Genomic DNA, 22,607 nt, shown 5'->3' on the forward strand with positions numbered 1-22,607 from the left:
ACAAAAAAGCCCCCCTCCCCTCCCCCCGCGGCGGGGGCCGCCCCCCCGCCCCCCCCCCCCCGCCGCTCCTTGTGTGGGGCTGAGTTCTCTCGCCTCCTTCCCCTTCACACCTCTCGCCACCCCTTGTACGGAGGCTGTGTTGTCTCGTCCTTCCGCTCGAAACTATTGCTTCACGGGTGCTGCAAGCGCAGGCGACGCGCCCCTTGTGAGGGCCTCGCTTGCCTTGTCTCCCTCTCCCCTCCAGCCGCCCTTCGTCTTTTATATGGGGGCTGTGTTGCCTCGTTTACCTCTGCTTCCCCGCCTCCCCCTTCCCACCTCCCACCGCCCCCTGTACGGGGCTTGGCGGCACTGGCTCAGGCGCTTCTTCGGGATCTCGACCCGCCGCCCCTTGTGCGGGGCTGCGCAGACTCAGCCCCTCCTCAAACTCGAGTGACACGCAAAGACGCAAGCTGTGCCGATACACCCCTGTACGACGGCACCCACCTCGGCCTCGTCGGCACCCTGAAACAACGCGACTGGAACATACGTCAAAACGCAGCTTCGCACGGACGTGGTGACTTAGGTCCCTTTCTTGCTATCCTTCGCCTAGCGGTCCGATGGAGGGCCGACCCACGCGACTACGGAAGTTGAGGACCTCAATGGTCAAGTACGTGTACGACTTCTCCGAGGGCGACAAGTCCATGAAGGACCTGCTCGGAGGCAAGGGAGCAAACCTCGCCGAAATGACGAAGCTCGGCCTTCCTGTTCCCCCCGGATTCACCATCACGACCGAGGCATGCCGCGCCTACCTCAAAGATTCGGTGGTCCCCGAATCCCTCGCCACCGAGGTCACCGCCGCACTGCGCGGGGTCGAAGACCAAATGGAACGCACCCTCGGCGACCCCGACAACCCGCTCCTCGTTTCCGTCCGCTCCGGCGCGAAATTCTCCATGCCCGGCATGATGGAAACAGTCCTCAACATCGGTCTCAACGACCAGTCGGTCCTCGGCCTCGCGAAAATCTCCGGCAACGAGCGCTTCGCCTGGGACTCCTACCGCCGCCTCATCCAGATGTTCGGCAAGACCGTCCTCGACATTGACGGTGACCTCTTCTCCGACGCCCTCGACTCCCTGAAAGCAGAACGCGGCGTTAAAGGCGACACCGAACTCACCGCCGACGACCTCAAGGGCCTCGTCGTCACCTTCAAGAAGATCGTGTCCGAACAAAACGGCATGGACTTCCCCCAAGACCCTCGCGCCCAGATGGACATGGCCATCGAAGCGGTCTTCCGCTCATGGAACACCGAACGCGCCCGCATCTACCGCCGTCGCGAGCGCATCCCCCACGACCTCGGCACCGCCGTCAACATCTGCACAATGGTCTTCGGCAACATGGGCGAGGGCTCGGGAACGGGTGTCTGCTTCACCCGCGACCCCTCCTCGGGCCACTCCGGCGTGTACGGCGACTACCTGGAGAACGCGCAGGGTGAGGACGTCGTCGCAGGTATCCGCAACACCCTTTCCCTGGCTGACCTCGAGGACATCGACAAGGCGTCCTACGACAAGCTTCGCGGCATCATGCGCAAGCTCGAGACACACTACCGCGATATGTGCGACATTGAGTTCACGATCGAACGCGGCAAACTCTGGATGCTCCAGACCCGCGTCGGCAAGCGCACCGCAGCCGCTGCTTTCCGTATCGCCATCCAGCTCGTCGAAGAAAAGCTCATCACCCGTGACGAGGCTCTGGCTCGCGTCACCGGCGACCAGCTCACGCAGCTCATGTTCCCCCAGTTCGACCAGAAGGCCTCCAAGGAATTCGTCGCCCGAGGCATGGCCGCCTCCCCGGGTGCCGCCGTCGGCAAGATCGCCTTCGACAACGCGCAGGCTGAGGCCTTCTCCGCCAAGGGCGTCAAGTGTGTCCTCGTTCGCCGTGAAACGAACCCCGATGACCTGCCCGGCATGGTTGTCGCCGAGGGCGTCCTCACAGCCCGCGGCGGCAAGACCTCTCACGCCGCCGTCGTCGCCCGAGGCATGGGCAAGACCTGCGTGTGCGGCGCCGAAGCACTCGAGATCAACGCTGAAGCCCGCACCGTCACGATCGATGGGCGCGTCTTCACCTCCGATGACACGATCGCCATTGACGGCCAGACCGGTGAGATCTTCTCCGGTGATGTTCCCGTGACTGATTCTCCTGTCACCACCTACCTGGCGGAGGGCCTCGAAGCAGGCCTCGCTGCGGCGGGCGCCGACGAAGGAACCCAAGAGCTCGTCAAGGCCGTTGACTTCATCCTCACCCACGCCGACAAGGTCCGTCGCCTGCGTGTCCGCGCGAACGCCGACACCCCGGCTGATTCACGCCGCTCCATCGAATTCGGTGCCGAAGGAATCGGCCTGTGCCGTACTGAGCACATGTTCCTCGGTTCGCGTCGTCCCCTCGTCGAGCGCGCGATCCTCTCCGCTCCCGGCTCGGATGAGCGCACAGCTGCTTTCGCTGAACTTGAGAAGCTGCAAAGGCAGGACTTCCTCGAAATGCTCGAGGTCATGGACGGCAAGTCCATGACGGTTCGCCTCATCGACCCGCCGCTCCACGAGTTCATGCCGGCCCTGTCCGAGCTCGAAATCAAGGTCGCAGTCGCCAAGGCCACCGGCGAGGTGGATCCGGCCGATGAACGCATGCTCATGGAGGTTCGTCGCTTCCACGAGCAGAACCCGATGCTTGGCCTGCGCGGTGTCCGTCTCGGCATCTACCTGCCTGGTCTCTTCGCCCTGCAGATGCGCGCCCTGTGCGAGGCCGCCGCCGACCTCGTCGCGAAGGGCCTTGACCCGAAGCCGGAGATCATGGTTCCCCTCGTTGGTTCGGTCCGCGAGCTCCAGCTCATCCGTGAAGAGGGCGAGGCGATCATCGCTGAAGTGCAGGAGGCGCGTGGCGTCAACCTGTCGGGTGTGACGATCGGCGCGATGATCGAACTGCCCCGCGCGGCCATGACCGCTGAGGACCTCGCTGAGGAAGCTGACTTCTTCTCCTTCGGGACGAACGACCTGACGCAGACGGTCTGGGGCTTCTCGCGTGACGACGTTGAGGGCGTGTTCTTCCCGCAGTACCTTGAGGCTGGAATCTTCGGCGTCTCGCCCTTCGAGTCGATTGACGTTCACGGCGTCGGCACCCTTGTTCGTGAGGGTGTCACCCGTGCTCGTTCGACTAAGCCGGGGATCAAGCTCGGCGTTTGTGGCGAACACGGCGGTGATCCTGCGTCGATTCACTTCTTCCACGAGGTCGGTGTGGACTACGTGTCCTGCTCACCGTTCCGCGTGCCGGTGGCCCGCCTCGAGGCTGGCCGCGCCGCGGTCCTCACCGAAGAGTCCTGAGTCTTCGCTCTGAAACGCCGGTGCCCCTGCCCTCGAACGAGGGCAGGGGCTCCGCTTTTGTAGGTGTGGGGTGTGCGGGCGTTGGGGTGTAGACGCGGGCTGAGAGGGTGTGTCCTGGTGGTCTTGTGTGAGTGGAGGGGTTGGTGGGGGTGTGCCCTGGGCTCCAGGTTTTCCGTCCTACTCCTGTCATATGGAGCGTGTTTGTGCCGGAAAAGCTGGAATTGACGGTAAGGCCGGTGCGGATTGAGGCGGCACCCGGGGAGAGCACACGTGGCACAACGCAGAAGGACGGGAGGGGTGCCGAGTCAGTGCTCGGCACCCCTCCCCTGGCGATGTGGATTCGTGTGTTCCTTTCGAAGTAAACGTTCGAATCAGGCGGCGTGCCCGACCGGGTTCCGCGTCCGCCGAGGTCAGCGCGCCAGACTAGCTCACGCACCCACCCAGGCGGTCCGCCCAGGCGGCGCGCCCGCCAAAACAGCGCTCTCAATAAGGTAGCGTCCCCGCCTAGGTCGGCGGCTCCGCTCAGCTAGCGATGAGGAAACCGAGGATCCCCATGGACGCCAGAACCGTGATGATGGACAGCAGCAGGAGCAAGCCCACCGAGTAGGGGGCTGCCTTGCGGAGCAGCTCGGGCTCAAGACCCTCCTCCTTGACGGCCGTCGCCGCGATCGCGAGGTTCTGCGGGCTGATAATCTTGCCGATGCCGCCACCGATCTCATTGACGGCGAGCAGGAGTTGCGGGCTCAGCCCCGTCTGGGCGGCGACGGTCGAATGCAGGCTCGCGAACAGGGCGCCCGCGGAGGTCGCCGATCCGGTGACCGCTGTGCCGATCCAGCCGAGGATCGGGGCGAAGAATGCGAAGGCGGCGCCGGTCCCGGCGAGGGCGGTGCCGATCGCGACGGTCTGCCCGGAGAAGTTCATCGCGTAGGCGAGGGCCATGACGGCGCTGATTGTCAGGATCGCCATCTTCAGTCCCATAACGGTCGAGCCGAGGGTCGCGATGCCCTTGCTGATGGAGAAGGGGAAGCGCCCGTTCGAGTCGCTCAACGAGTAGACGATGGTGACGACGAGCGAAGCGAAGACGAGCATCGTGCCGGGCGAAGCGAGCGTGGAAATCGACAGGATCGTCTCCTTCGACACTTCTCCTGAGGCGGTGAGCAGGTTTCCGTCGAGGCCGGGCCAGGGGATCTTGAGATCAGTCGTCTTCAGTGCTGCGGGAACATCGACGCCGAACTTCCACAGCTTCGCAACGGCGAAGACGATGACGACGAACCAGTAGGGGAGAAGAGCCAGGGTGATACGTCCAGCTCCGAGTTTCTCCGTGACCACGGCGGAACGTTCTTCCTCGGGAGTGGTCGGCGACCAGAAGCTGAGCAGGCCTGCGATGAGAACGAAGGCGAGGAGGGCACCGACGACGGCGGTGAGCTCGTAGGAAATGAAGTGTGCGGTGACGAAGTGGCCGACTGCCATGCCGATACCGGCGGTGAGGGCAACGGGCCAGAGTTGCTTGACGCCGCGCTTGCCGTCGAGCATTGCGAGGAGCACGAAGGGGAGCCAGATGAGGAAGAGCGGGGTGATGCGAGAGCCGGTCTGGGTCAGGAGGGTGGCCTCAGAGCCGCCGAGTTTGGCGGTGGTGATCATCGGGATCGCCATTGCGCCGAATGCGACGTGCAGGGAGTTCGCAACCATGGTGACGAGGGCGGCTTTGAGGGGTTTCAATCCGAGGGCAAGGAGCATCGCGCAGGTGATGGCGACCGGAGCACCGAAGCCCGCAAGGCCTTCCATGAGCGCGCAGAACGCGGTCGCGATGAGGAGCGCCTGAATGCGGATATCGCCCTTGCCGACAGCGGAGAAGACGGCGCGAACATCATCGCCGCGCCCGGAGACCTCGGAGAGGTTGTAGAGCCATACCGCGGCAACGACGATGTAGCAGATGACAAGCAGGCCGAAAGCAGCGCCCTGCGCCGCTGAGAGTGCGGCGAGTCCGAGGGGCATGTGGAAGCCGAAGGCGGCGATGACGATCGCAATGGCGAGGGAGCCGATGGCGCACCAGTGGGTGGCGATCTTGAAGACGCCGAGCATGATGAAGAAGACCGCGAGGGGGAGGAGTGCCGCTATAGCGGTGAGGGGAAGAGAGCCTGCAATGGCTGTGGTCGATGGTGTAAACGCGGTTGTGAGCACTGAGATCTCCTCGTGTCGGTGTCAGCGAAGCGGGCGGGGAGCGATGGTCCGATCCCGTCCTCATCGGGTGAACGAATCGAATGGGTGTGCTCGTCGGCGTCAATGCCTGACAAAGCTGCGCTCCGCCCTCCGAGGAGTATCTTCGCATTCCAGCCCGAGTGATCCCAAGTCTTTCGAGGAACCGCGCCATGAGATTTTGACAATTAGGTAAGGCGAGACTTAACTATATCTGGTCAGCCTGAATAGAAACCCGTCCACAGGAGCGCAAGTCCTCTCATGTCAAAGACAAAACTGGCCGTCCCCCTTGCTCCCGCCCTCCTCAGTCTCGCCCTCAGCGTCGGAGCGGCCACAGTCTTCTCCGCCTGTGCCCGTCGTGAGGACGGCACCTGGATGAACTGCCACCAGTGTCAAAACACGGTCGTCGCAGGGGGTATCGGCCTTGTCGCCCTCTTCGGTGCCTCCGCTGCGATCAAGAACAAGCCCACGAGGATTGCGCTGCAGGCCCTCGCCGTCATCGCCTCCCTCTTCGTCTTCTTCATTCCCGGTGGCATCTGCCCCATGTGCATGATGAAGACAATGCGCTGCTACACGGTCTTCCAGCCCTTCACACGGGTGATGACGGTCCTCATCGCCGCCACAGGAATCGGTGCTCTTGTCGATTCGCTGAAGATGAAGAAGACGGGCGCACCCCAGGCGGAAGCCGCTCAAGTGGACACAGTCGAAGCTGGAACGGCCAGCACGGATACAAACGCGCGGGATACGAAGAAAGAGATTCGCGCCTAGGTGATGATGTGCGAGTCCCGAAGCGTGCAAGCGCGCCCCGAATGAGGAAGACGAGGCGCGCACTCGCTGCAACTATCGTTCTCGCCCTCATTGTCGTAGGTGCTTTCCTCATCTGGCGCGAGCACCGAATGGCGGTGTCCTACCAGGAGGCTCTCCGCCTCGAACAATCCGGTGAAGACGAGCGCGCCTACGAGGCCTTCGCAGCGCTCGGAGGATACGCGGAGGCTGAAGAACACTTGCGCGCGATGCTCAACGCCAACCCGGCCCTTCCCTACCGTGTTGCCACCAAAGGGAGCCTTGTCGACTTCGGCTCCTATGAACAAGACGGTAAGGACAGCAACGGCCCGGAGCCGATCCGCTGGATCGTCCTCGACAAGCTCGACGGACGCCTCCTTCTTCTCAGCCTCGACAGCCTTGAGGCTCGCCCCTACCACCCCGTCCCCTTCGAGCCGATCACTTGGCAAGACTCCGATCTGCGTCAATGGATGAACATGGAGTTCCTCAACACGGCCTTCACCGACCTGGAACGATCCCTCATCCCCACGGTCGAAGTGCCAAACGCCGCGCAAACAAAAACCGGCACCACGGGTGGGCCCGCAACGAAAGACCGAGTCTTCGCATTGAGCGAAACCGAGGCCGCAATCTACATCGCCGACCCCCTTGAGCATGAACTCGTCGGCAAAGCCCTCCTGAGCGCGAAGGCTGCGGATGATGCGTTACCTCTCGACGAGGACGGGCACGCCGACTGGTGGCTGCGCTCACCCGGCACCTATGACTTCACCGCGCAATTCATCGACCGGAAAGGCGCAGCTCATGTGTCCGGGGCGAATGTCGATGCGATCTACGGGGTACGACCTGCGCTCTGGCTCGACACGAATCCGGCGGGAGAAGAGCAATGAACAGAGGTCCCCTGTCCCTTCGCGCCATTCCCTTCAAAAGTCTTCGCGCCCACCCGCTGCGTTCAACGATCCTCCTCGTCCTCGTCCTCGCTCAGGCTCTGAGCGCAATGATGGGGCTCCTCCTCGTCCAATCGGTGAAAGGTGAACTCGAGCTCGCGCGCGACCGGCTCGGGGCGGATATCCTCGTCTACCCTTCGGCAGGATTTCGCAGCCTCGACAAGAGCTGTGTGCAGATGCTCGGCACCCCGGTCCTCTACCACAAGGAACGATCGACCCTCGCGCGCCTCAAAGACAATGAAGAGATCGAGCGCATCGCCTACCAGCTTTACTTATCGGACGCGAGTGGCGAGGGTGAGGTCCGCTGGATCGTTGGCTTCGACCCAGCTTCGGACTTCGTTGTCGCCCCCTGGCTGGACAAGGGCCCCCGTCATCTGATCCCAAGTGACGCGGTCGCAGTCGGCGCTGATGTCCCGGTCACGCAGGCTGGGACAACCTTCGTTTTCAATAAAGAATGGCGGGTCGACTCCAGACTTGAGCGCAGCGGCTCCGAGTACGACAACGCCGTATTCGTGCCTTTCACATCCCTCCAACAGGTGATTGATGACGCCTCGGCCATGGGGATCAACACCTATTCCTCCATTGATCCCAAGCGGGACTACTCGGTGGCCCTGCTGAGAATCTCGGATGGGAAACGAGTGGAATCCGTGACGAATTGGATCAACCTGTACGTTCGAAGGGTCGAGGCCCTCCACTCCGATGTCGGCCTCGTCTCCACATCCTCTTCCCTTACGAAACAATCCGGGGCGATCGGAGTCGTCACCGCAGTGACCTGGCTCCTCCTTCTCGGCGCACTCGGCGTTGCTCAATCCCTCATGATGAATGAGCGGCGCCGAGAGATGAGTGTCTGGAGAATCATCGGCGCCTCGAATCGTGTCATTGCACGCCTCTTCATGCGCGAGACCCTCCTCATTCACCTGATCGGTGCTCTCGGAGGGGTCGCGCTCGCCGCCTGTTTCGTCGTCTTCGGATCCTTTAGCTTCCTGCATCGAGAATTCCTTGACGCTTCGAGCATCCTCGCCTCGGCGGGACTCGCAGGTGCGATCACCGTATTCACCGGGTGGGCGAGCGCGCGCTGGTCGCAGTCGAAGGTGATGCGCGCCGCCAACGAGTCGATGCTGTTGATGCGTTAGTGAAAGCTGTTGATGCGCTCATGAAAGAGGGGATTCTTTGCTGTCCTTGATGAAGCTGCCCGGACGCAATCTTCGGGCCTATGGGGCTCGCAGTGCGTTCCTCTTCGCCTTCGCCGTACTCATGGCGGTCGCAACTTTCGGCGGGAGTGTCCTCATTCATGGCATCCACCGCGGTCTCGATACTGTGGAAGCACGCCTGGGGGCGGATATTGTCGTCACCCCAAGTGACGCGGCGAACGAGTTCAATCCCCAGAGCTTCCTCATTGAGGCCGAGCCGGGCTACTTCTACATGGACAAGAGCACGGTTCAAAAGGTCGGGGCAATTGATGGGGTGAAAGCGGTTTCCGGGCAGATCTTCCTCGCATCGGCGAGGTCGAGCTGCTGTTCGGGCCGCTACCAGGTCGTCGCTTTCGACCCTTCAACGGATTTCGTCGTCCAACCCTGGATCGCCGACTCCGTTGGGGGAGCGGACATCGGCCTGATGGATGTCGTTGTTGGCGCCAATGTCGCCGTCCCCCCTGAGGGGAGTTTTAGGATCTACGGCGAGAACCTGCGAGTCGTCGGCCAATTCGATCCGACCGGTTCCACTCTCGACAATGCTGTTTACACGAACTTTGACACGGCGAAGGTCCTTCTCCAGGCCTCCGTGGATAAGGAACTCAACAAGTATCCAGATCTGGACCCCGATGCGGTGGTCTCTTCCGTGATGGTCGCCGTTGAGCCTGGCGCCGATATTGAAACGGTCGCAGAGCAGATCCGCGCACAGGTCGAGGGGGTGAATGTCGCAACGGCGAAGAACATGGTGAAAGGGATCGCCACCGCCCTTGATCGGGTTTCTAGCACCATCAGTATCTTCATTGGCCTCGTGTGGCTGCTCGGAGCGGGCATGACCGTCCTCGTTTTCACGATGATGCTTCATGAGCGGGCGCAAGAGTTCGCACTCCTCAAAGCCCTGGGGGCGAGTCGATCCCAGTTGGGGCGCCTCGTCGTACATGAGGCGCTCCTGATTGACCTTGTCGGCGGGCTAGCGGGGATTGTTCTTGCCGGCGGGGTGCTCGCAGCTTTTCGCACCCTGGTCACTCAACTCATCGGCATTGGCTTCATCCTGCCTTCGCCTCCCCAGATGGGTCTGCTGGCCGTGGAATCGCTCGCGGCGGTCCTCCTTGCGGCGGTGTTGGCTTCGTGGGTGTCGATGATGCGTGTGAACAGGATGGACGCGGCCCTTGTACTCAAGGAAGGGGAATGAGATGACGATCAGTGCCCAAGGATTGACGAAGGAATTCACTCGCCGTGCGGCAGGTGCGGTCTTCACTGCGGTTGAGCCGGTGGACCTGCAGGTCGAGTGCGGTGAGCTGGTGCTCCTCAAGGGGCGTTCGGGAAGCGGTAAGAGCACCTTGGTGTCAATGCTTGCCGGAGTTCTCGCGCCTACAGCGGGCCGGGTCCTCCTCGATGGCGAGGACCTGTATTCCCTGTCCGAGGTGGAGCTGTCGAGTCTGCGCAATGAGAAGATCGGCCTGGTTCCTCAAGGACATGCGGCCCTTCGCTCCTTGAGCGTCGTGGAGAACGTCATCTTGCCTGCTGTCCTTTCCACGAAAGGGGCGGTGGGACCTGAGCGGGGCTTGGAGCTCCTTGAAGCGGTGGGCATGTCGGCGCTTGCGGATGCGTCCCCGAGCGAGTTATCGGGCGGGGAATTGCGGCGCATGGGGGTGGCGCGGGCACTGATGATGGACCCGAAAGTGGTCCTTGCCGATGAGCCGACTGCGGGCCTTGATGAAGAGAACGCTGTGATGGTGCTTGAGATGCTGCGCCGTGCGGCGGACGAAGGTAGGGCGGTCGTGGTTGCGACCCACGAGGAGGAGGCGACGCGCTTTGCCGATCGGGTGCTTCATATGGTCAAGGGATGTTTGCGTGAGGACGGGGGCGGCAGGAGAAGGACTGAACTCGGGCAGAGGGAGGCGCATCGAGGGCGCGTGTTGGCCTCTAGATCAGGGGGACCTTGTCTGCCCGGGCAAGGGCCGGGAGGGCTGGCCAGGGGAAGGGTGCATTGAGAGCGCGTGCTGGAGCCTGTGTAAGGGGGCGTCGGCGAGGAAAGAGGCGTGTCTGTCAGTGTCTGGACTGGGCAAAGTGTGGTGCACCCTGAGTCAGGGCCGGTGGCTGCCTGAGCTCTCACACCGTGCTGACTTGAGTTGGGGTGTCAGTCTGAGTGAACCCCTGAGAATGCTCCAGCCAAGGCGCGGTGTTCAAGGCTCGGAAGAAACCTTGCTCGAGCATTCACATCCTCTTTCACCAGCGCTAATGAGGCAAGCCTTAAATAGGTAATTGGCACCTTATGCAATTCTGGTTAGACTAAGCGTTGCTCGGCGCATCCCATGCGTCGTACACGCAAAGAGCCGCCCCATGCGGCTCAAGACACGAAGGGGAACAACGGGTGGCAGCGAAGACAGCCTCGAAGGAGCACTCACAGCGGAACACCACCTGGCGAATCACCACCTGGATACAAGCCTGTGTCCTCCTCGCACTCCTTGCCCTCATCCTCCTGCCTGCTCCCGCCCGCGCCGCTGACGCCGACTCCTGGGAGCAAGTTGCCGAAGAAATGAGCCAAATCCTCGATGATGCTCAGACCGCCTACCTCGCCGGTGATATTGAGGCCGGTAAGGATCTGGTGAACACGGCCTACTACCGGCGCTATGAGACTCTCGGCTTTGAAAAGCAGGTCATGGCCCGCATCTCCGGTGAGAGGGTCTCTACGGTGGAGATGGAGTTCTCCCTGGTGAAGAGGGCCATGAACGAACATGACGATGCGGGAGTCGCCCAACACACGAGCGCATTGAAGAACTACCTGCGCGAAGACGCCGCCACCCTCGACGGCAAAGGCTCCTCGGATGGCGCATCCGATGACTACAGTCCAGGCCCTTGGGGACAGGTCGCCAAGGAGATGGGCCAGATCCTCGATGATGCGCAGGCCGCCTACCTTGCCGGTGATATCGAGGCCGGTAAGGATCTGGTGAACACCGCCTACTACCGGCGCTATGAGACTCTCGGCTTTGAAAAGCAGGTCATGGCCCGTATCTCCGGTGAAAGGGTCTCCACGGTGGAGATGGAGTTCTCCCTCGTGAAGAGGACCATGAACGAACATGACGATGCGGGAGTCGCCCAACACACGAGCGCATTGAAGAACTACCTGCGCGAAGATGCCAACAGTCTCGACGGATACACCAGTGCGAGCTCAGCGACCAGCCCCTGGCTCTCCGGCTTCCTTCCCTCCCTACTCGTCATCTTGCGTGAAGGCATGGAAGCGATCCTCGTCGTTGCCGCTATCCTCGCCTACCTCACCAAAGCCGGACACAAGGACAAGGCGAAGGTCGTGTGGATCGGCGTCGTCCTCGCCCTCGTCGCCTCCGTGCTCCTTGCTGTCCTCTTCTCTGCTTTCGCGAACCTCGCAGGCGCGAACCAGGAACTCCTCGAAGGCCTCGCAGCACTCTTCGCGGTCGCCATGCTCATCTGGGTGTCGAACTGGATGGTTTCCAAATCCAGCAATGAAGCTTGGGACCGCTACATCAAGGACCAGACGGACGCCTCTTTGACGAGAGGATCACTCCTGGGCCTGACCTTCATCGCCTTCCTCGCGGTCTTGCGTGAAGGAGCAGAGACGATCCTCTTCTACGTGCCGATCATCTCGAATGCTCAAGACTCCCTCACGCACGTGTGGATCGGACTGGGCGTGGGAGTCCTCATCCTCCTCGTCGTCTACCTGCTCATCCAATTCGCAGCCCTGCGCATCCCTTTGCGCCCCTTCTTCACCGTGACCTCAATCCTCTTGGCCCTCATGGCCGTGACCTTCACGGGATCTGGGATCAAAGAACTCCAGGAAGCCGACGTCTTGCCGCTGACGTACATTCAAGGCTTCCCGACCATTGACCTCTTGGGGATCTACCCCCGAGTGGAGAACCTCTCCGGCCAGGCACTGGTTCTCGTTGTAATCGTCGGTCTCTATCTGTGGGGCAGGAAGCGCCGCAGCGGCGCCCTCGCCGCAAAATGACGAGCCGACATCCCATCCGACATCGACATGGAGATAGATTCATGAAGCGCTCACTCACCCGTATCGGCGCGGCTGTTGCAGCCCTCGCCCTGATGACTGGCCTTGCCGCCTGCTCCTCCTCCTCCGACTCCTCGAAGCCCGCCCCCTCTGTCACGGAGTCCACTTCCGAAGAAGGCACCGCCCCCGGTGAAGACGCAGGCTTCGACGAGTTCCCCCTCGGCGATGACGTGTTCTCCGGCCCCCTGAAGATCTCGGGCGTCTACTTCCAGCCCGTCGACATGGAGCCCCAGATTCAGACTCCCGCCAAAGATGCGTCAATGCACATCGAAGCCGATATCTCCGCGCTCGAGGGCAACGACCTCGGCTACGGCGTCGGCGACTTCATCCCCGGCCTGACCGTCGAGTACAAGATCCTCGGCGCCGACGGCAAGGCCGTCCTTGAAGGCACCTTCATGCCGATGAACGCCTCCGACGGCCCGCACTACGGCCTCAACCTCCCCAAGCTCGACGCGGGCACCTACACGGTGCAGTTCATCGTGCACTCGCCCGAGGAGAACGGCTGGCTCCTCCACACCGACGAGACCACCGGTGTGAAGGGACGCTTCTGGACCGAGCCGATCACGGCGGAGTTCAAGGACTGGAAGTGGGATCCCAGCGCCGTCGAATGGTGATCAACCGGATCAGTGGGCCGGAGGTCTCTCCGGCCCACTGGCTTGCCCAGAAAAGACCAACAGACTCGACTCGGGCGCTGAAAGACACTCACTCTGGTGCCTGAGGACGTTCATTTCGGGCACTGAAGGATGCTCACTGAAGGTTCACGCACTCACGCCTTCGACACACAATGCACTGTGGCAAACGTGTTCTTCGGGAAACAGAGGCATGAATCAGGACACGCGCCGATACTCGGGTGTGCCTTCAACACACGACCATGAAGGGGGAAACTGAACGGTGATCGTGCAAATGGGGACTGTCACCCTCACCTTGCTGCTCACGGCACTCGCCGTAGGAGCTGTCCTTCCCTTCATACCGAGCCGAGGACGAGGACGCAGCGGACGCAATGCCAGCACACGGGTGATTCTCATCGGCCTGGGAACGGGCATCATCGCCTCATTCATCCTCACCCTCGTCAACACCCTCTTCCCTAAAGCCGTTAACCGCCAGAGCGTCGCCCTGTGGACCCTGCCCCTCGCGATCGGCCTCGCCATCGCAGTCATGGTCCTCCAGGGCCTCATGAGCCGAAAAGACCGGCCCTCCCCCCGTCTCGAATCCACGCTCCGCCTCATCATCGGCGCATACCTTGCCCTCGCGGTCTTCCGCAGCGCCCCGCAGGCAATGGCTCAGGCCGTCATGATCTTCCCCGCGGGCAGTGAACTCTTCTCAACCCAGATGGTCCTCATCTTCGTCGGCTACGTCCTCGGATGGGTGGTCGCGGCCCTGCTTGGTGCCCTCGCCTTCAAACTCCTCAGCCTCTCGCGACGCCGCTGGGTGATGAACTGGATCCTCGTGCTCCTGGCGCTCACGCACCTCATGCTCATCGTGCGCATCCTCCAGGCCCAAAGGGTCATCTCCATGTCGAATGAGGCATTCGAGGTCTTGTCCTGGCTCATCAACCACGAGGCGGTCTTCCCGATCGCAGCAATGAGCGCCCTCCTCGTCCTCGCTCTCCTCGTGTGGAACGAGGGGCGCCTCATGCCCCTCGAAGGAGCCAACCCCGCTCAAGAGCGCCTCAAGAAAGCCCGGGCGCGCCTGTGGAAACTCATCGCGGGCGCAGCGGCCGGTGGATACCTGGCCGGAGCCCTGCTCATCACCCTCGGAGTACTCATCGGCTCTGCCGAGGTTGAGCTCTCCGAACCCGAGTCCTACTCCGTCCACAACGAGAGCGCCGTCATCAACGTCGCCGACATTTCCGACGGGCACCTCCACCGCTTCGCCTACACCACCTCCTCCGGGGTGGAAGTCCGTTTCATCGTGATCCAAAAGGCGGGCTCCTCCTTCGGCGTTGGCCTCGACGCCTGCGAGATCTGCGGGGCGAGCGGCTACTACGAGAAGGACGGGAAGATCATCTGCAAACTCTGCGAGGTCGCCATGAACATCGCCACCATCGGCTTCAAAGGCGGATGCAACCCCATTCCCATCGAATACGAGGTATCCAACGGGACGCTGAGCGTGCCACTGTCAGTGTTGGAAGCGAACGCGGACATCTTCGCATGAACAGAGAAGACCACACTGTGAACGCAGGAACGAAGGGCGAGACGACGTGTTCATAAGAATGCTCAAAGGAGCGCTGCTGCGCCGGGGCAATCGGCATCTGCTTATCGCCGTGACCATCGCCCTTGGAACCGCAGTCGCCACATCCATGCTCTCCGTCATGTTCGACGTCGGCGATAAAGTCAACCAAGAACTCAAGTCCTATGGCGCGAATATCGTCGTCCGCCCTCGAGGTGCCGCCGTCCTCAACGACCTCTACGGGGCCGAAAGCCCCGAACAAGCACACCTGCGCGAAGACGAACTCGGCAATATCAAAACGATCTTCTGGACCTATAACATCCTCGACTTCGCGCCCCTGCTGCCCGTGGAAGTCACAGACTCGACAGGAACGCAGCTCACCCTCACAGGCACATGGTTCGCCCACCACCTCGATCTCGCGACGGGGGAGAGCCTGGACACAGGGCTCGACAAACTGCGCGGATGGTGGACGATCGAGGGTGAGTGGGCCACAGACGCTGAGCCCACAGGAGTCATGCTCGGAGCCGACTACGCGGCCCGCAACTCCCTCAAGCCCGGCGACACCCTCACCCTGAGTCGAGGTGGAAGCAGCGTCGAGCTCAGGGTGAAGGGGATCTACGAATCGGGCGACGAGGCCGACTCGGGTATCTACGCTCCCCTGAAAACCGCCCAGACTCTCCTCGGACAATCAGGAGTCGTCGGCTCAGTTGAGGTCTCGGCCTTGACCACTCCCGACAATGACCTCGCGCGTAAAGCCGCGAAGAACCCACAATCCCTGTCCGTTTCGGAGCGTGAAACCTGGTACTGCACGGCCTACGTCTCCTCCATCGCCTACCAGATCGAAGAAGTCATGACCGATTCGGTTGCCAGGCCAGTCCGGCAAGTCGCCGAATCTGAAGGGACGATCCTCGCGAAGACGCAGCTCCTCATGGTTCTCGTCACGATCCTCTCCCTCATCGCCTCCGCCCTCGCCATCGCGAACCTCGTCACCGCGAACGTCATGGAACGATCAGCGGAGATCGGTTTGATGAAAGCCGTCGGCGCGAAGAACCGCTCGATCATCGCCCTCTTCCTAAGCGAAATCACGATCGTCGGCCTGCTCGGCGGCGGACTCGGATACGCTGCAGGCCTTGGCCTAGCCCAGATCATCGGCCACATGGTCTTCGCCTCCCCGATCGCCATCGCGCCGGTCGCCCTCGCCCTAGTCATCCTGCTGGTCCTCCTCGTCGTCCTCGGAGCCTCGATCCCGGCGATCCGCTACCTGCTGCGGCTCAACGCTGCTGAAGTCCTCCATGGAAGGTGAACATGAGTCGTCGCACAATGTTTTGGAGGATGGTCGCCTCCTCGATCCTGCGCAGGCGCTCCCGCGTCCTCATCGCCGTCCTCGCCGTCGCTATTGGCGCGACCACCCTCTCGGGCCTGGCAACAATCGCAATCGACGTTCCCGCGCAGATGGCAAGGGAAGTGCGCTCCTACGGGGCGAATCTCGTCGTCTCACCCGCTGAGGACGCCACATCCTTGAGCGAAGAATCCCTCGAAAGCATCTCGGACTTGATCACCCCAGGGACCCTCGTGGGCTCAGCGGTCTTCGAATACCGGACCCTGCTCGTCAACGATCAACCTTTCGTTTCCGCAGGGACAGACCTGCAAGCGGTTCGTGCGATGAATCCCTCCTGGTACGTCGAGGGAGGGTGGCCCTCCCAGCCCAATGAGGTCCTCATCGGAGAAGAAATCGCCGACACGATCGGAGCACACCCGGGAGATCGGATCCAGGTGGCTGCGCTGCGCGATAATACGGGCGCACACTCGGCGGAGGGCGAATCCCAAGGGGCACAGTCAACACCGACTCTGAGCGAGGCACAGCAGGCAGGAACAACATCCTCCACTGGAGCTTCTTCCACGGCAAACCTGGAACTCACCGTCGCCGGGATCTTGAAAACCGGAGGCAACGAAGACTCCTACATGTACATGGCGGCGCCCGACATGTCCGCCTTCACAGGTGCCAGCTTCACGCCCTCAATCGCCGAATACTCCATCGCCATCGAAGCAGGAGCCCTCCACGCCCTCGCCGACACCATTGAAACGCGCGTCCCCGCAGTCAACGCCCAGGCCGTCAAACGCCTCACCACATCAGACTCCGGCGTGCTCGGCATGCTGCGCTCCCTGCTCGCCATCATCACCGGCATTGTCCTCGCCCTCACCATGATCGGCGTATCGACGACAATGGTCGCCATCGTCGCCGAGAGGCGCACCGAGATCGGGCTTCGTAAAGCACTCGGCGCCTCCTCGCGCTCCATCACCATGGAGTTCATCGGTGAAAGCCTGCTCCTCGGGCTCATCGGAGGTGTCCTCGGAGTCGCCCTCGGATATGGTCTCGCTGTGGCCATCAGCCTCAACGTCTTCCACAGGAGCTTCTCCTTGTCCCCACTCATCGCCCTCATCACGGTTCTCGCCTCGCTCGCGATCGCCGTCCTCGCCTGCCTGCCGCCGGTGCGTCGCGCCGCCGCCGTCGACCCCGCCCTCGTCCTGCGCGGAGAATGAAGGAACCAGCATGACTGAAGAGAAGACCGCCCCGCCCCTGCTCGACCTCGAAGGGGTCTCCAAGATCTACGGTGAATTGCACGCCCTCGACAATGTGTCCCTGCAGGTCCCGGCCGGACAATGGGTCTCAATCGTCGGCCCCTCCGGCTCGGGCAAGACGACCCTCATGAACATCGTCGGCTGCATGGACACCCCCTCAAGGGGAAAGGTCCTCCTCGACGGGCACGACATCTCCGATCTCACCGGCGATGAGCTCACCGAGATCCGCCGCTCCACGATCGGCCTGGTTTTCCAGCAGTTCCACCTCATCGGGCACCTCACGGCCCTGGAGAACATCATGGTCGCCCAGTACTACCACTCGATGCCCGATGAGAAAGAAGCTATGGAGGCTCTCGACCGTGTTGGACTCGCCGACCGCGCGACCCACCTGCCCCGACAGCTCTCCGGCGGAGAACAACAGAGGGTGTGCGTGGCTCGCGCCCTCATCAACTACCCGAAGCTCATCCTCGCCGACGAGCCGACCGGTAACCTCGATGAAACGAATGAGGGGATCGTCCTCGACCTCTTCGGACAGCTCCACAAGGAAGGCACGACCCTCATGGTCGTCACCCACGACGCCCTCGTCGCCAGCCAGGGCCAGCGAGAGATCGCCCTCGACCACGGGCGGGTCCTCAAAGAAACCTGGCACGATCACGACCTCGAAAAGGGAAACCGCCCGATTGGCACCGGCAAGGACAAGGTGAGCCTCGCATGAAAAGACAGATCGGAGCCGCAGCCCTTGGTCTTGGCGCGATGCTGCTCGCCGCATGCCAACCCACCTACGACATCGACATGAGCCTGCCGATGAAGGACGGGGTGTGGAAAGGCCAGTCGAATCCGGATGATCAGGGAGCGATCGGCATCATCACGATCGTCGTTGAAAACGGTGACATCACGAACACGATCTATGAGACGAAACAGGCCGATGGTTCGGACAAGGGAAGAAACTACGGGAAGGACTCCTCCGGTCAAGTCTTCAACGAGGAGTATTACGCACGCGCCCAAAGGGCCGTTGACTCCTTCGCCCGCTACTCTCAAGAACTCACCGATAAGGACGACCCCACCAAGGTTGATGTCATCTCTGGTGCAACAGTCGCTCACAGTCAATTCATGCAGGCCGCGATCCGTGCCATTTCCGCAGCTCAAGGAGTGGAAGCTTCAGGAGTCGATGGCATTGAGATCCCCGGCTTGGAGGATTCCACGAAAGTCGGAGGCTCTGAGCTCGACAAGGATTTGGGCGGGACCGGCCAGTAGTGGGTGGGCCCCTCGTTGAAGTCGGTGTGCCCGAGACGGGGGCAGTGGCGCCCTGGCGCCTTTCCCTGCCCGCAATGGGCACGCGCGTCGACATCATCGGACATGGGGGAGACCTGAGGGAGATCACCTCACAGTCCTGCGTCCTGCTCGCCGAACTTGAGTCCCTCTGGTCGGTTTTCCGTCCCGACTCCGATGTGTCACGGATCAACGAGGGTGACTCCTGGTGCGAGGTCGATGAAAGAAGCGACGCGCTTCTCCAAGACGCGCTCGCCCTATCGGAGGCGTGCGGTGGCGCTTTCAACCCCCTGATCGGCCAGATGGGTGAACTCTGGGATGTCAAGGGCTGGAGGCGCGCCCTCGTCGAAGGAAGGCCTTTGCCCTCGCCACCTTCCGAGGAGGTGCTCGCGAGCGTGCGCGCCTGGGCGGCAGAACCCGGACTCGAAAGAGACGACGTCGGACGCTGGAGGCTGAGACGAGGGCGGGCGAAGAACCTACCTGCCTTTCGACGAGGCCCGATTGACCTTGGGGGGATCGCGAAGGGAGCTGGCGCGGATGAGCTGCGCGATGCTGCGGTGCGTTTGGGGGCCGAGGGGGTCCTCGTGTCGATGGGCACCTCCTCAATTGCGGTGCACGGGCATCGAGCGGATGGTGGCGAGTGGCGGGTGGGCCTGCGAGACCCCGATGGGGCAGAGAACGAGTGGATCGGAAGAGTGATGCTCAAGGGAGGGGCTCTGTCCACTTCAGGGACCTGTGGGCCGCGTCTTCTGGCGCCTCGGGCGGGCCAAGCGAGCGAGACGGGCCAGGGAGCCGAGGTGCGCCAGGGGCGTGAAGCGGGCCAGGGAGCTGAGGTGCGCCAGGGGCGTGAAGCGGGCCAGAGAGCTGAGGCGCGCAGAGAGGATCACGTGAGCGAGGAGCGCAGCGGGGCGCTGCTTCCTGACCCGCGCATCTGGGGCCACCATATTCTCGATCCGAGGACGGGCTGCCCCGCAGCCCCTCGCCTTCGCCAGGCGACGGTGATCTGTGAATCGGGGGTGATGGCAGAAGCCTTATCAACGGCTCTGATCGTCGGCGGCGTGGAGTGCATTGATGAGGAGAAGCTGCGCGAGTGGGCACATCGACGCGGAGTGAGCAGCGAATGGGAGTGGGTTGTCGTGGGGGAGGAGACGATCTCGTCCCCCGCAGCGGGGTGGATCCCCAAAGAAGAATCCGCAGGAGTTTCTTCGCTTGAAAGATAACGATTAGGACAACACTCTCGAAAAACTCTAGAACTGGGACCAAGGTCCCTTTATTGTGAGGTGTCGCATCGACACTTCACAGCTGTTCACAGGAGTACAGAGACTATATGAGTGTTCCTATCACACATGAATCGACTTCGGTTGCCCGCGCTGAAAAAGAAGAGGCACCCGACAAGAGCGCATGGATGCGCTCATTCATCGGTATCTTCCTCGGCCTCGCCCTCGCGATCCTTGCCTTCTACATCTTCCCCAAGAGCGGAGTCGAGCAAGTCAACGCCGTCGCCCAAGCTGCCGCAGAGAAAGCCGGAAAGGACTTCACCCCCTACACCGACCTCGGCCTGCGAGTCGTCGTCTTTGCCGCAGTCCTCCTCGGGATCTGGTGGATGACCGAAGCGATCCCCCTGGCCGCCACCGCCCTCCTGCCGCTCGTCATCTTCCCGGCCTTCCAGGTCGCGAAATTCAAAGATGTCGCAGCCCCCTACGCTTCCGACACGATCTTCCTGTTCATGGGTGGCTTCATGCTCGCCCTGGCAATGCAGAAATGGAATCTGCATCGCAGGATCGCCCTCGGCGTGGTCCTCCTCGTCGGCACGAAGCCGCGCCAACTCATCCTCGGATTCATGATCGCCACCGGCTTCTTGTCGATGTGGGTCTCGAACACCGCGACCGCAGTCGTCATGCTCCCGATCGGCATGTCCGTCCTCACCCTCGTTGCGGGCCTCGTCGGAGGCATGGACAAGGTGAAGCGCTTCGCCACCGCCCTCATGCTCGGTATCGCCTACTCGGCATCCATCGGTTCGGTCGCAACGATCATCGGCACCCCGCCCAACGCGCTCCTCGTCGCCTACCTCGCTGAAAACCACGACATCAACATTGGTTTCGGCCAGTGGATGCTCGTCGGCGCGCCCCTCGCCCTCGTCTTCCTCTTCTTCGCCTGGTGGCTCATGGTCTTCGTCATGTTCAAGCCCGAAGTCGACGACATTCCCGGCGGACGCGAATTGATCCTCCAGCAGTGGAAAGAACTCGGAAGAATGAGCCGAGGAGAAATCATGGTCGCGGTCATCTTCGTCCTCGCCGCTTTCTCCTGGGTCTTCGTGCCGATCCTCCTCGATGTCACCGGCTCGGCACTCAATATCTCCGACTCTCTGATCGCGATGATCGCCGCCGCCCTCCTCTTCCTCATCCCCACGGATGTCAAGAGCGGCAAGCGACTCCTCGACTGGAAGACGGCGAATGATCTGCCCTGGGATGTGCTTCTCCTCTTCGGCGGCGGCCTCTCCCTTTCCGCGATGTTCTCCAAGCTCGGCCTGTCCTTGTGGATCGGCGAGCAGGCGAAGGGACTAGGAACCTTGCCGATCCTCGTTATCGTTGCCGCAGTCGCGACGCTCATCATCTTCTTGACGGAACTCACCTCCAATACGGCAACCGCTGCGGCCTTCCTGCCGATCATGGGTGGCGTTGCAATGGGAATTGGCGTGACCGCCGAGAATCCGATGAACGTCCTCCTGCTCGTCGTGCCCGTGGCGCTGGCGGCGACATTCGCCTTCATGCTCCCCGTCGCGACCCCGCCCAACGCGGTCGCCTACGGCTCGGGCTACATCAAGATCGGGGACATGGCGAAGACGGGCCTGTGGCTCAACATCGCCGGCGTCGTGCTCATCACGGTCGTCGTCTTGCTCATTGGAGTCCCCGTCTTCGGCCTCACCCTCTAAAACGCGACACGCTGGGCCGAGCTTCTCGCCGAAGGCTCTCTTAGCGAAGGCCCCTTCGGCTCTTGGTGCAGGGCCATTCGGAGCAGGCTCATTCGGCGCAGCCGAGCGTTTCAACGACAGCCCCGTCCTCGTCTTTTCCCTATCGACGAGGTCGGGGCTGTTCCCTCTCGACGCTGAGCTAGCATGAAGTCAACACGATCGGTTCCGCTCCCCATCTTCGGTGGGAGTCCAGGGCCGGTCTTTGTACTCGAAAAGGCGCCCGCGGGAGTGACGCGAGCGAAACAGTTCAAGACCTACGCAGAGCAGGTCGACGTGCTTCGTGCGCGCGAAATGCACATTGATGACCAGCCCCAAGTTGAGTAGCTGCTGGCTCGACTTCACTACTACCGGAGTCGTGTTGCGCCTTTATCGTCTCTCGATTGTCCGACGGCGCACGACGAAAACTGTCACAGCGAGCATGACCAGAATGTCGATCAGCCCGGCAAGGAGAAGAGTTGCAACAGTTTGCCCCTCGATCGCCCCAGAACTACTCACCGCAGATGAGCCGAGAAGAATCCCCCGCGTACACAAGGCATGCGGGAGTGCGAAGGAAAGCACTTGCGTGATCCTTCCCGGCAAGAGGGTGAAGAGGAAACCGAGGATCGACGCTCCCATGGCGAGCGCAGCTGGACCCGCGAAGGACTTCATCAGCATCGAGAGCAGCGATTGGAGGAGTACGAGCGGTATGGAAAGGACGATGATGAGAACGAACGAAGCGATGAAGAATGAGGGAACGCCCACTCCCAGGCCGACAGTGATCCCAAATATCCAGGTGTAGATGATGAAGCACATATGGAGGGCCGATGTCGGAATCATGATGACGAAGGCCTTGGTGAGAACCAGTTTCAGGGGTGAAATCCCACAGGTCAATGCCACATTCCATGAGGAAGAGCGGTGCTCTGGACGCCATACGGCGGAGGCAATGAGACCAATTCCCAGCGCGTAAAAGAGCGTGCCGTAGAAGAGGGTCGTCTGACCGATCAAGGACGCCCACCCCTTGGTGAGCACGTCCCTATTCATCCAATAATTGACGCCCCCGGAAATGACGGCGAGCAATGACAAGAGTGGAACGAATACCCACACCATTGAGCGACGGAGTTTGAGAAGCTCTGCGCGGACCAT

The 22,607-nt window shown here is 61.9% G+C and carries 17 protein-coding genes; 15 read left to right on the forward strand and 2 right to left on the reverse strand.

Going from position 1 to position 22,607, the window contains the following annotated elements:
- The first annotated feature begins 638 nt into the window (after positions 1 to 638).
- Entirely contained in the window at positions 639 to 3,347 is a 2,709-nt protein-coding gene (gene ppdK, locus JFX23_RS03360; protein ID WP_198775728.1) for a pyruvate, phosphate dikinase, read from the forward strand.
- A gap of 522 nt (positions 3,348 to 3,869) precedes the next feature.
- On the opposite strand, the gene JFX23_RS03365 is transcribed toward ppdK, so the two are convergent.
- On the reverse strand, positions 3,870 to 5,528 hold the full coding sequence (locus tag JFX23_RS03365) for an L-lactate permease (protein ID WP_005963342.1): 1,659 nt from the start codon (positions 5,526 to 5,528) through the stop codon (positions 3,870 to 3,872).
- Positions 5,529 to 5,804: 276 nt separating this feature from the next.
- Between JFX23_RS03365 and JFX23_RS03370 the strand changes: the two genes are divergently transcribed.
- From JFX23_RS03370 to JFX23_RS03435, 14 genes are all read left to right on the forward strand, one after another.
- Positions 5,805 to 6,311: a DUF4418 family protein gene (locus JFX23_RS03370; RefSeq protein WP_005963344.1), complete on the forward strand. Its 507-nt coding sequence runs from the start codon at positions 5,805 to 5,807 to the stop codon at positions 6,309 to 6,311.
- A 41-nt stretch (positions 6,312 to 6,352) separates the two neighbouring features.
- Positions 6,353 to 7,210 (forward strand): DUF6273 domain-containing protein, encoded by an 858-nt coding sequence (locus tag JFX23_RS03375; RefSeq protein WP_198775807.1) that lies wholly within the window; start codon positions 6,353 to 6,355, stop codon positions 7,208 to 7,210.
- Positions 7,207 to 8,400 carry an ABC transporter permease gene (locus tag JFX23_RS03380; RefSeq protein WP_198775729.1) on the forward strand — a complete coding sequence of 398 codons (1,194 nt, stop codon included), beginning with the start codon at positions 7,207 to 7,209 and terminating at the stop codon, positions 8,398 to 8,400. Before JFX23_RS03375 ends, JFX23_RS03380 begins: the two co-directional genes overlap by 4 nt.
- 49 nt (positions 8,401 to 8,449) lie before the next feature.
- Positions 8,450 to 9,646: an ABC transporter permease gene (locus JFX23_RS03385; RefSeq protein ID WP_332874669.1), complete on the forward strand. Its 1,197-nt coding sequence runs from the start codon at positions 8,450 to 8,452 to the stop codon at positions 9,644 to 9,646.
- A 1-nt stretch (position 9,647) separates the two neighbouring features.
- A complete protein-coding gene (locus tag JFX23_RS03390) occupies positions 9,648 to 10,448 on the forward strand; it encodes an ABC transporter ATP-binding protein (RefSeq protein ID WP_198775731.1) in 801 nt (266 codons plus the stop codon).
- A gap of 380 nt (positions 10,449 to 10,828) precedes the next feature.
- Entirely contained in the window at positions 10,829 to 12,439 is a 1,611-nt protein-coding gene (locus JFX23_RS03395; protein ID WP_198775732.1) for an FTR1 family iron permease, read from the forward strand.
- A 41-nt stretch (positions 12,440 to 12,480) separates the two neighbouring features.
- Entirely contained in the window at positions 12,481 to 13,110 is a 630-nt protein-coding gene (locus JFX23_RS03400; RefSeq protein WP_198775733.1) for an iron transporter, read from the forward strand.
- Positions 13,111 to 13,387: 277 nt separating this feature from the next.
- On the forward strand, positions 13,388 to 14,650 hold the full coding sequence (locus tag JFX23_RS03405) for a Fe-S-containing protein (RefSeq protein WP_198775734.1): 1,263 nt from the start codon (positions 13,388 to 13,390) through the stop codon (positions 14,648 to 14,650).
- Positions 14,651 to 14,708: 58 nt separating this feature from the next.
- A complete protein-coding gene (locus tag JFX23_RS03410; RefSeq protein WP_198775808.1) occupies positions 14,709 to 15,968 on the forward strand; it encodes an ABC transporter permease in 1,260 nt (419 codons plus the stop codon).
- Positions 15,969 to 15,970: 2 nt separating this feature from the next.
- Positions 15,971 to 17,206, forward strand: a complete 1,236-nt coding sequence (locus JFX23_RS03415) for an ABC transporter permease (RefSeq protein WP_198775735.1) — start codon at positions 15,971 to 15,973, stop codon at positions 17,204 to 17,206.
- A gap of 10 nt (positions 17,207 to 17,216) precedes the next feature.
- Positions 17,217 to 17,960: an ABC transporter ATP-binding protein gene (locus JFX23_RS03420; RefSeq protein WP_198775736.1), complete on the forward strand. Its 744-nt coding sequence runs from the start codon at positions 17,217 to 17,219 to the stop codon at positions 17,958 to 17,960.
- Positions 17,957 to 18,499, forward strand: coding sequence for an FMN-binding protein (locus JFX23_RS03425; protein ID WP_198775737.1), 543 nt, complete (start codon positions 17,957 to 17,959; stop codon positions 18,497 to 18,499). Before JFX23_RS03420 ends, JFX23_RS03425 begins: the two co-directional genes overlap by 4 nt.
- A 74-nt stretch (positions 18,500 to 18,573) precedes the next feature.
- Positions 18,574 to 19,734, forward strand: coding sequence for an FAD:protein FMN transferase (locus JFX23_RS03430; protein WP_198775738.1), 1,161 nt, complete (start codon positions 18,574 to 18,576; stop codon positions 19,732 to 19,734).
- Positions 19,735 to 19,841: 107 nt separating this feature from the next.
- Complete coding sequence (locus JFX23_RS03435) at positions 19,842 to 21,446, forward strand: SLC13 family permease (RefSeq protein ID WP_005963368.1); 1,605 nt, start codon at positions 19,842 to 19,844, stop codon at positions 21,444 to 21,446.
- A 405-nt stretch (positions 21,447 to 21,851) separates the two neighbouring features.
- Here the strand turns inward: JFX23_RS03435 and JFX23_RS03440 are convergent, their stop codons facing one another.
- A complete protein-coding gene (locus JFX23_RS03440; protein ID WP_198775739.1) occupies positions 21,852 to 22,607 on the reverse strand; it encodes an ABC transporter permease in 756 nt (251 codons plus the stop codon).

It is taken from the genome of Schaalia cardiffensis (genome assembly GCF_016405145.1).
GTDB lineage: Bacteria > Actinomycetota > Actinomycetes > Actinomycetales > Actinomycetaceae > Pauljensenia > Pauljensenia cardiffensis.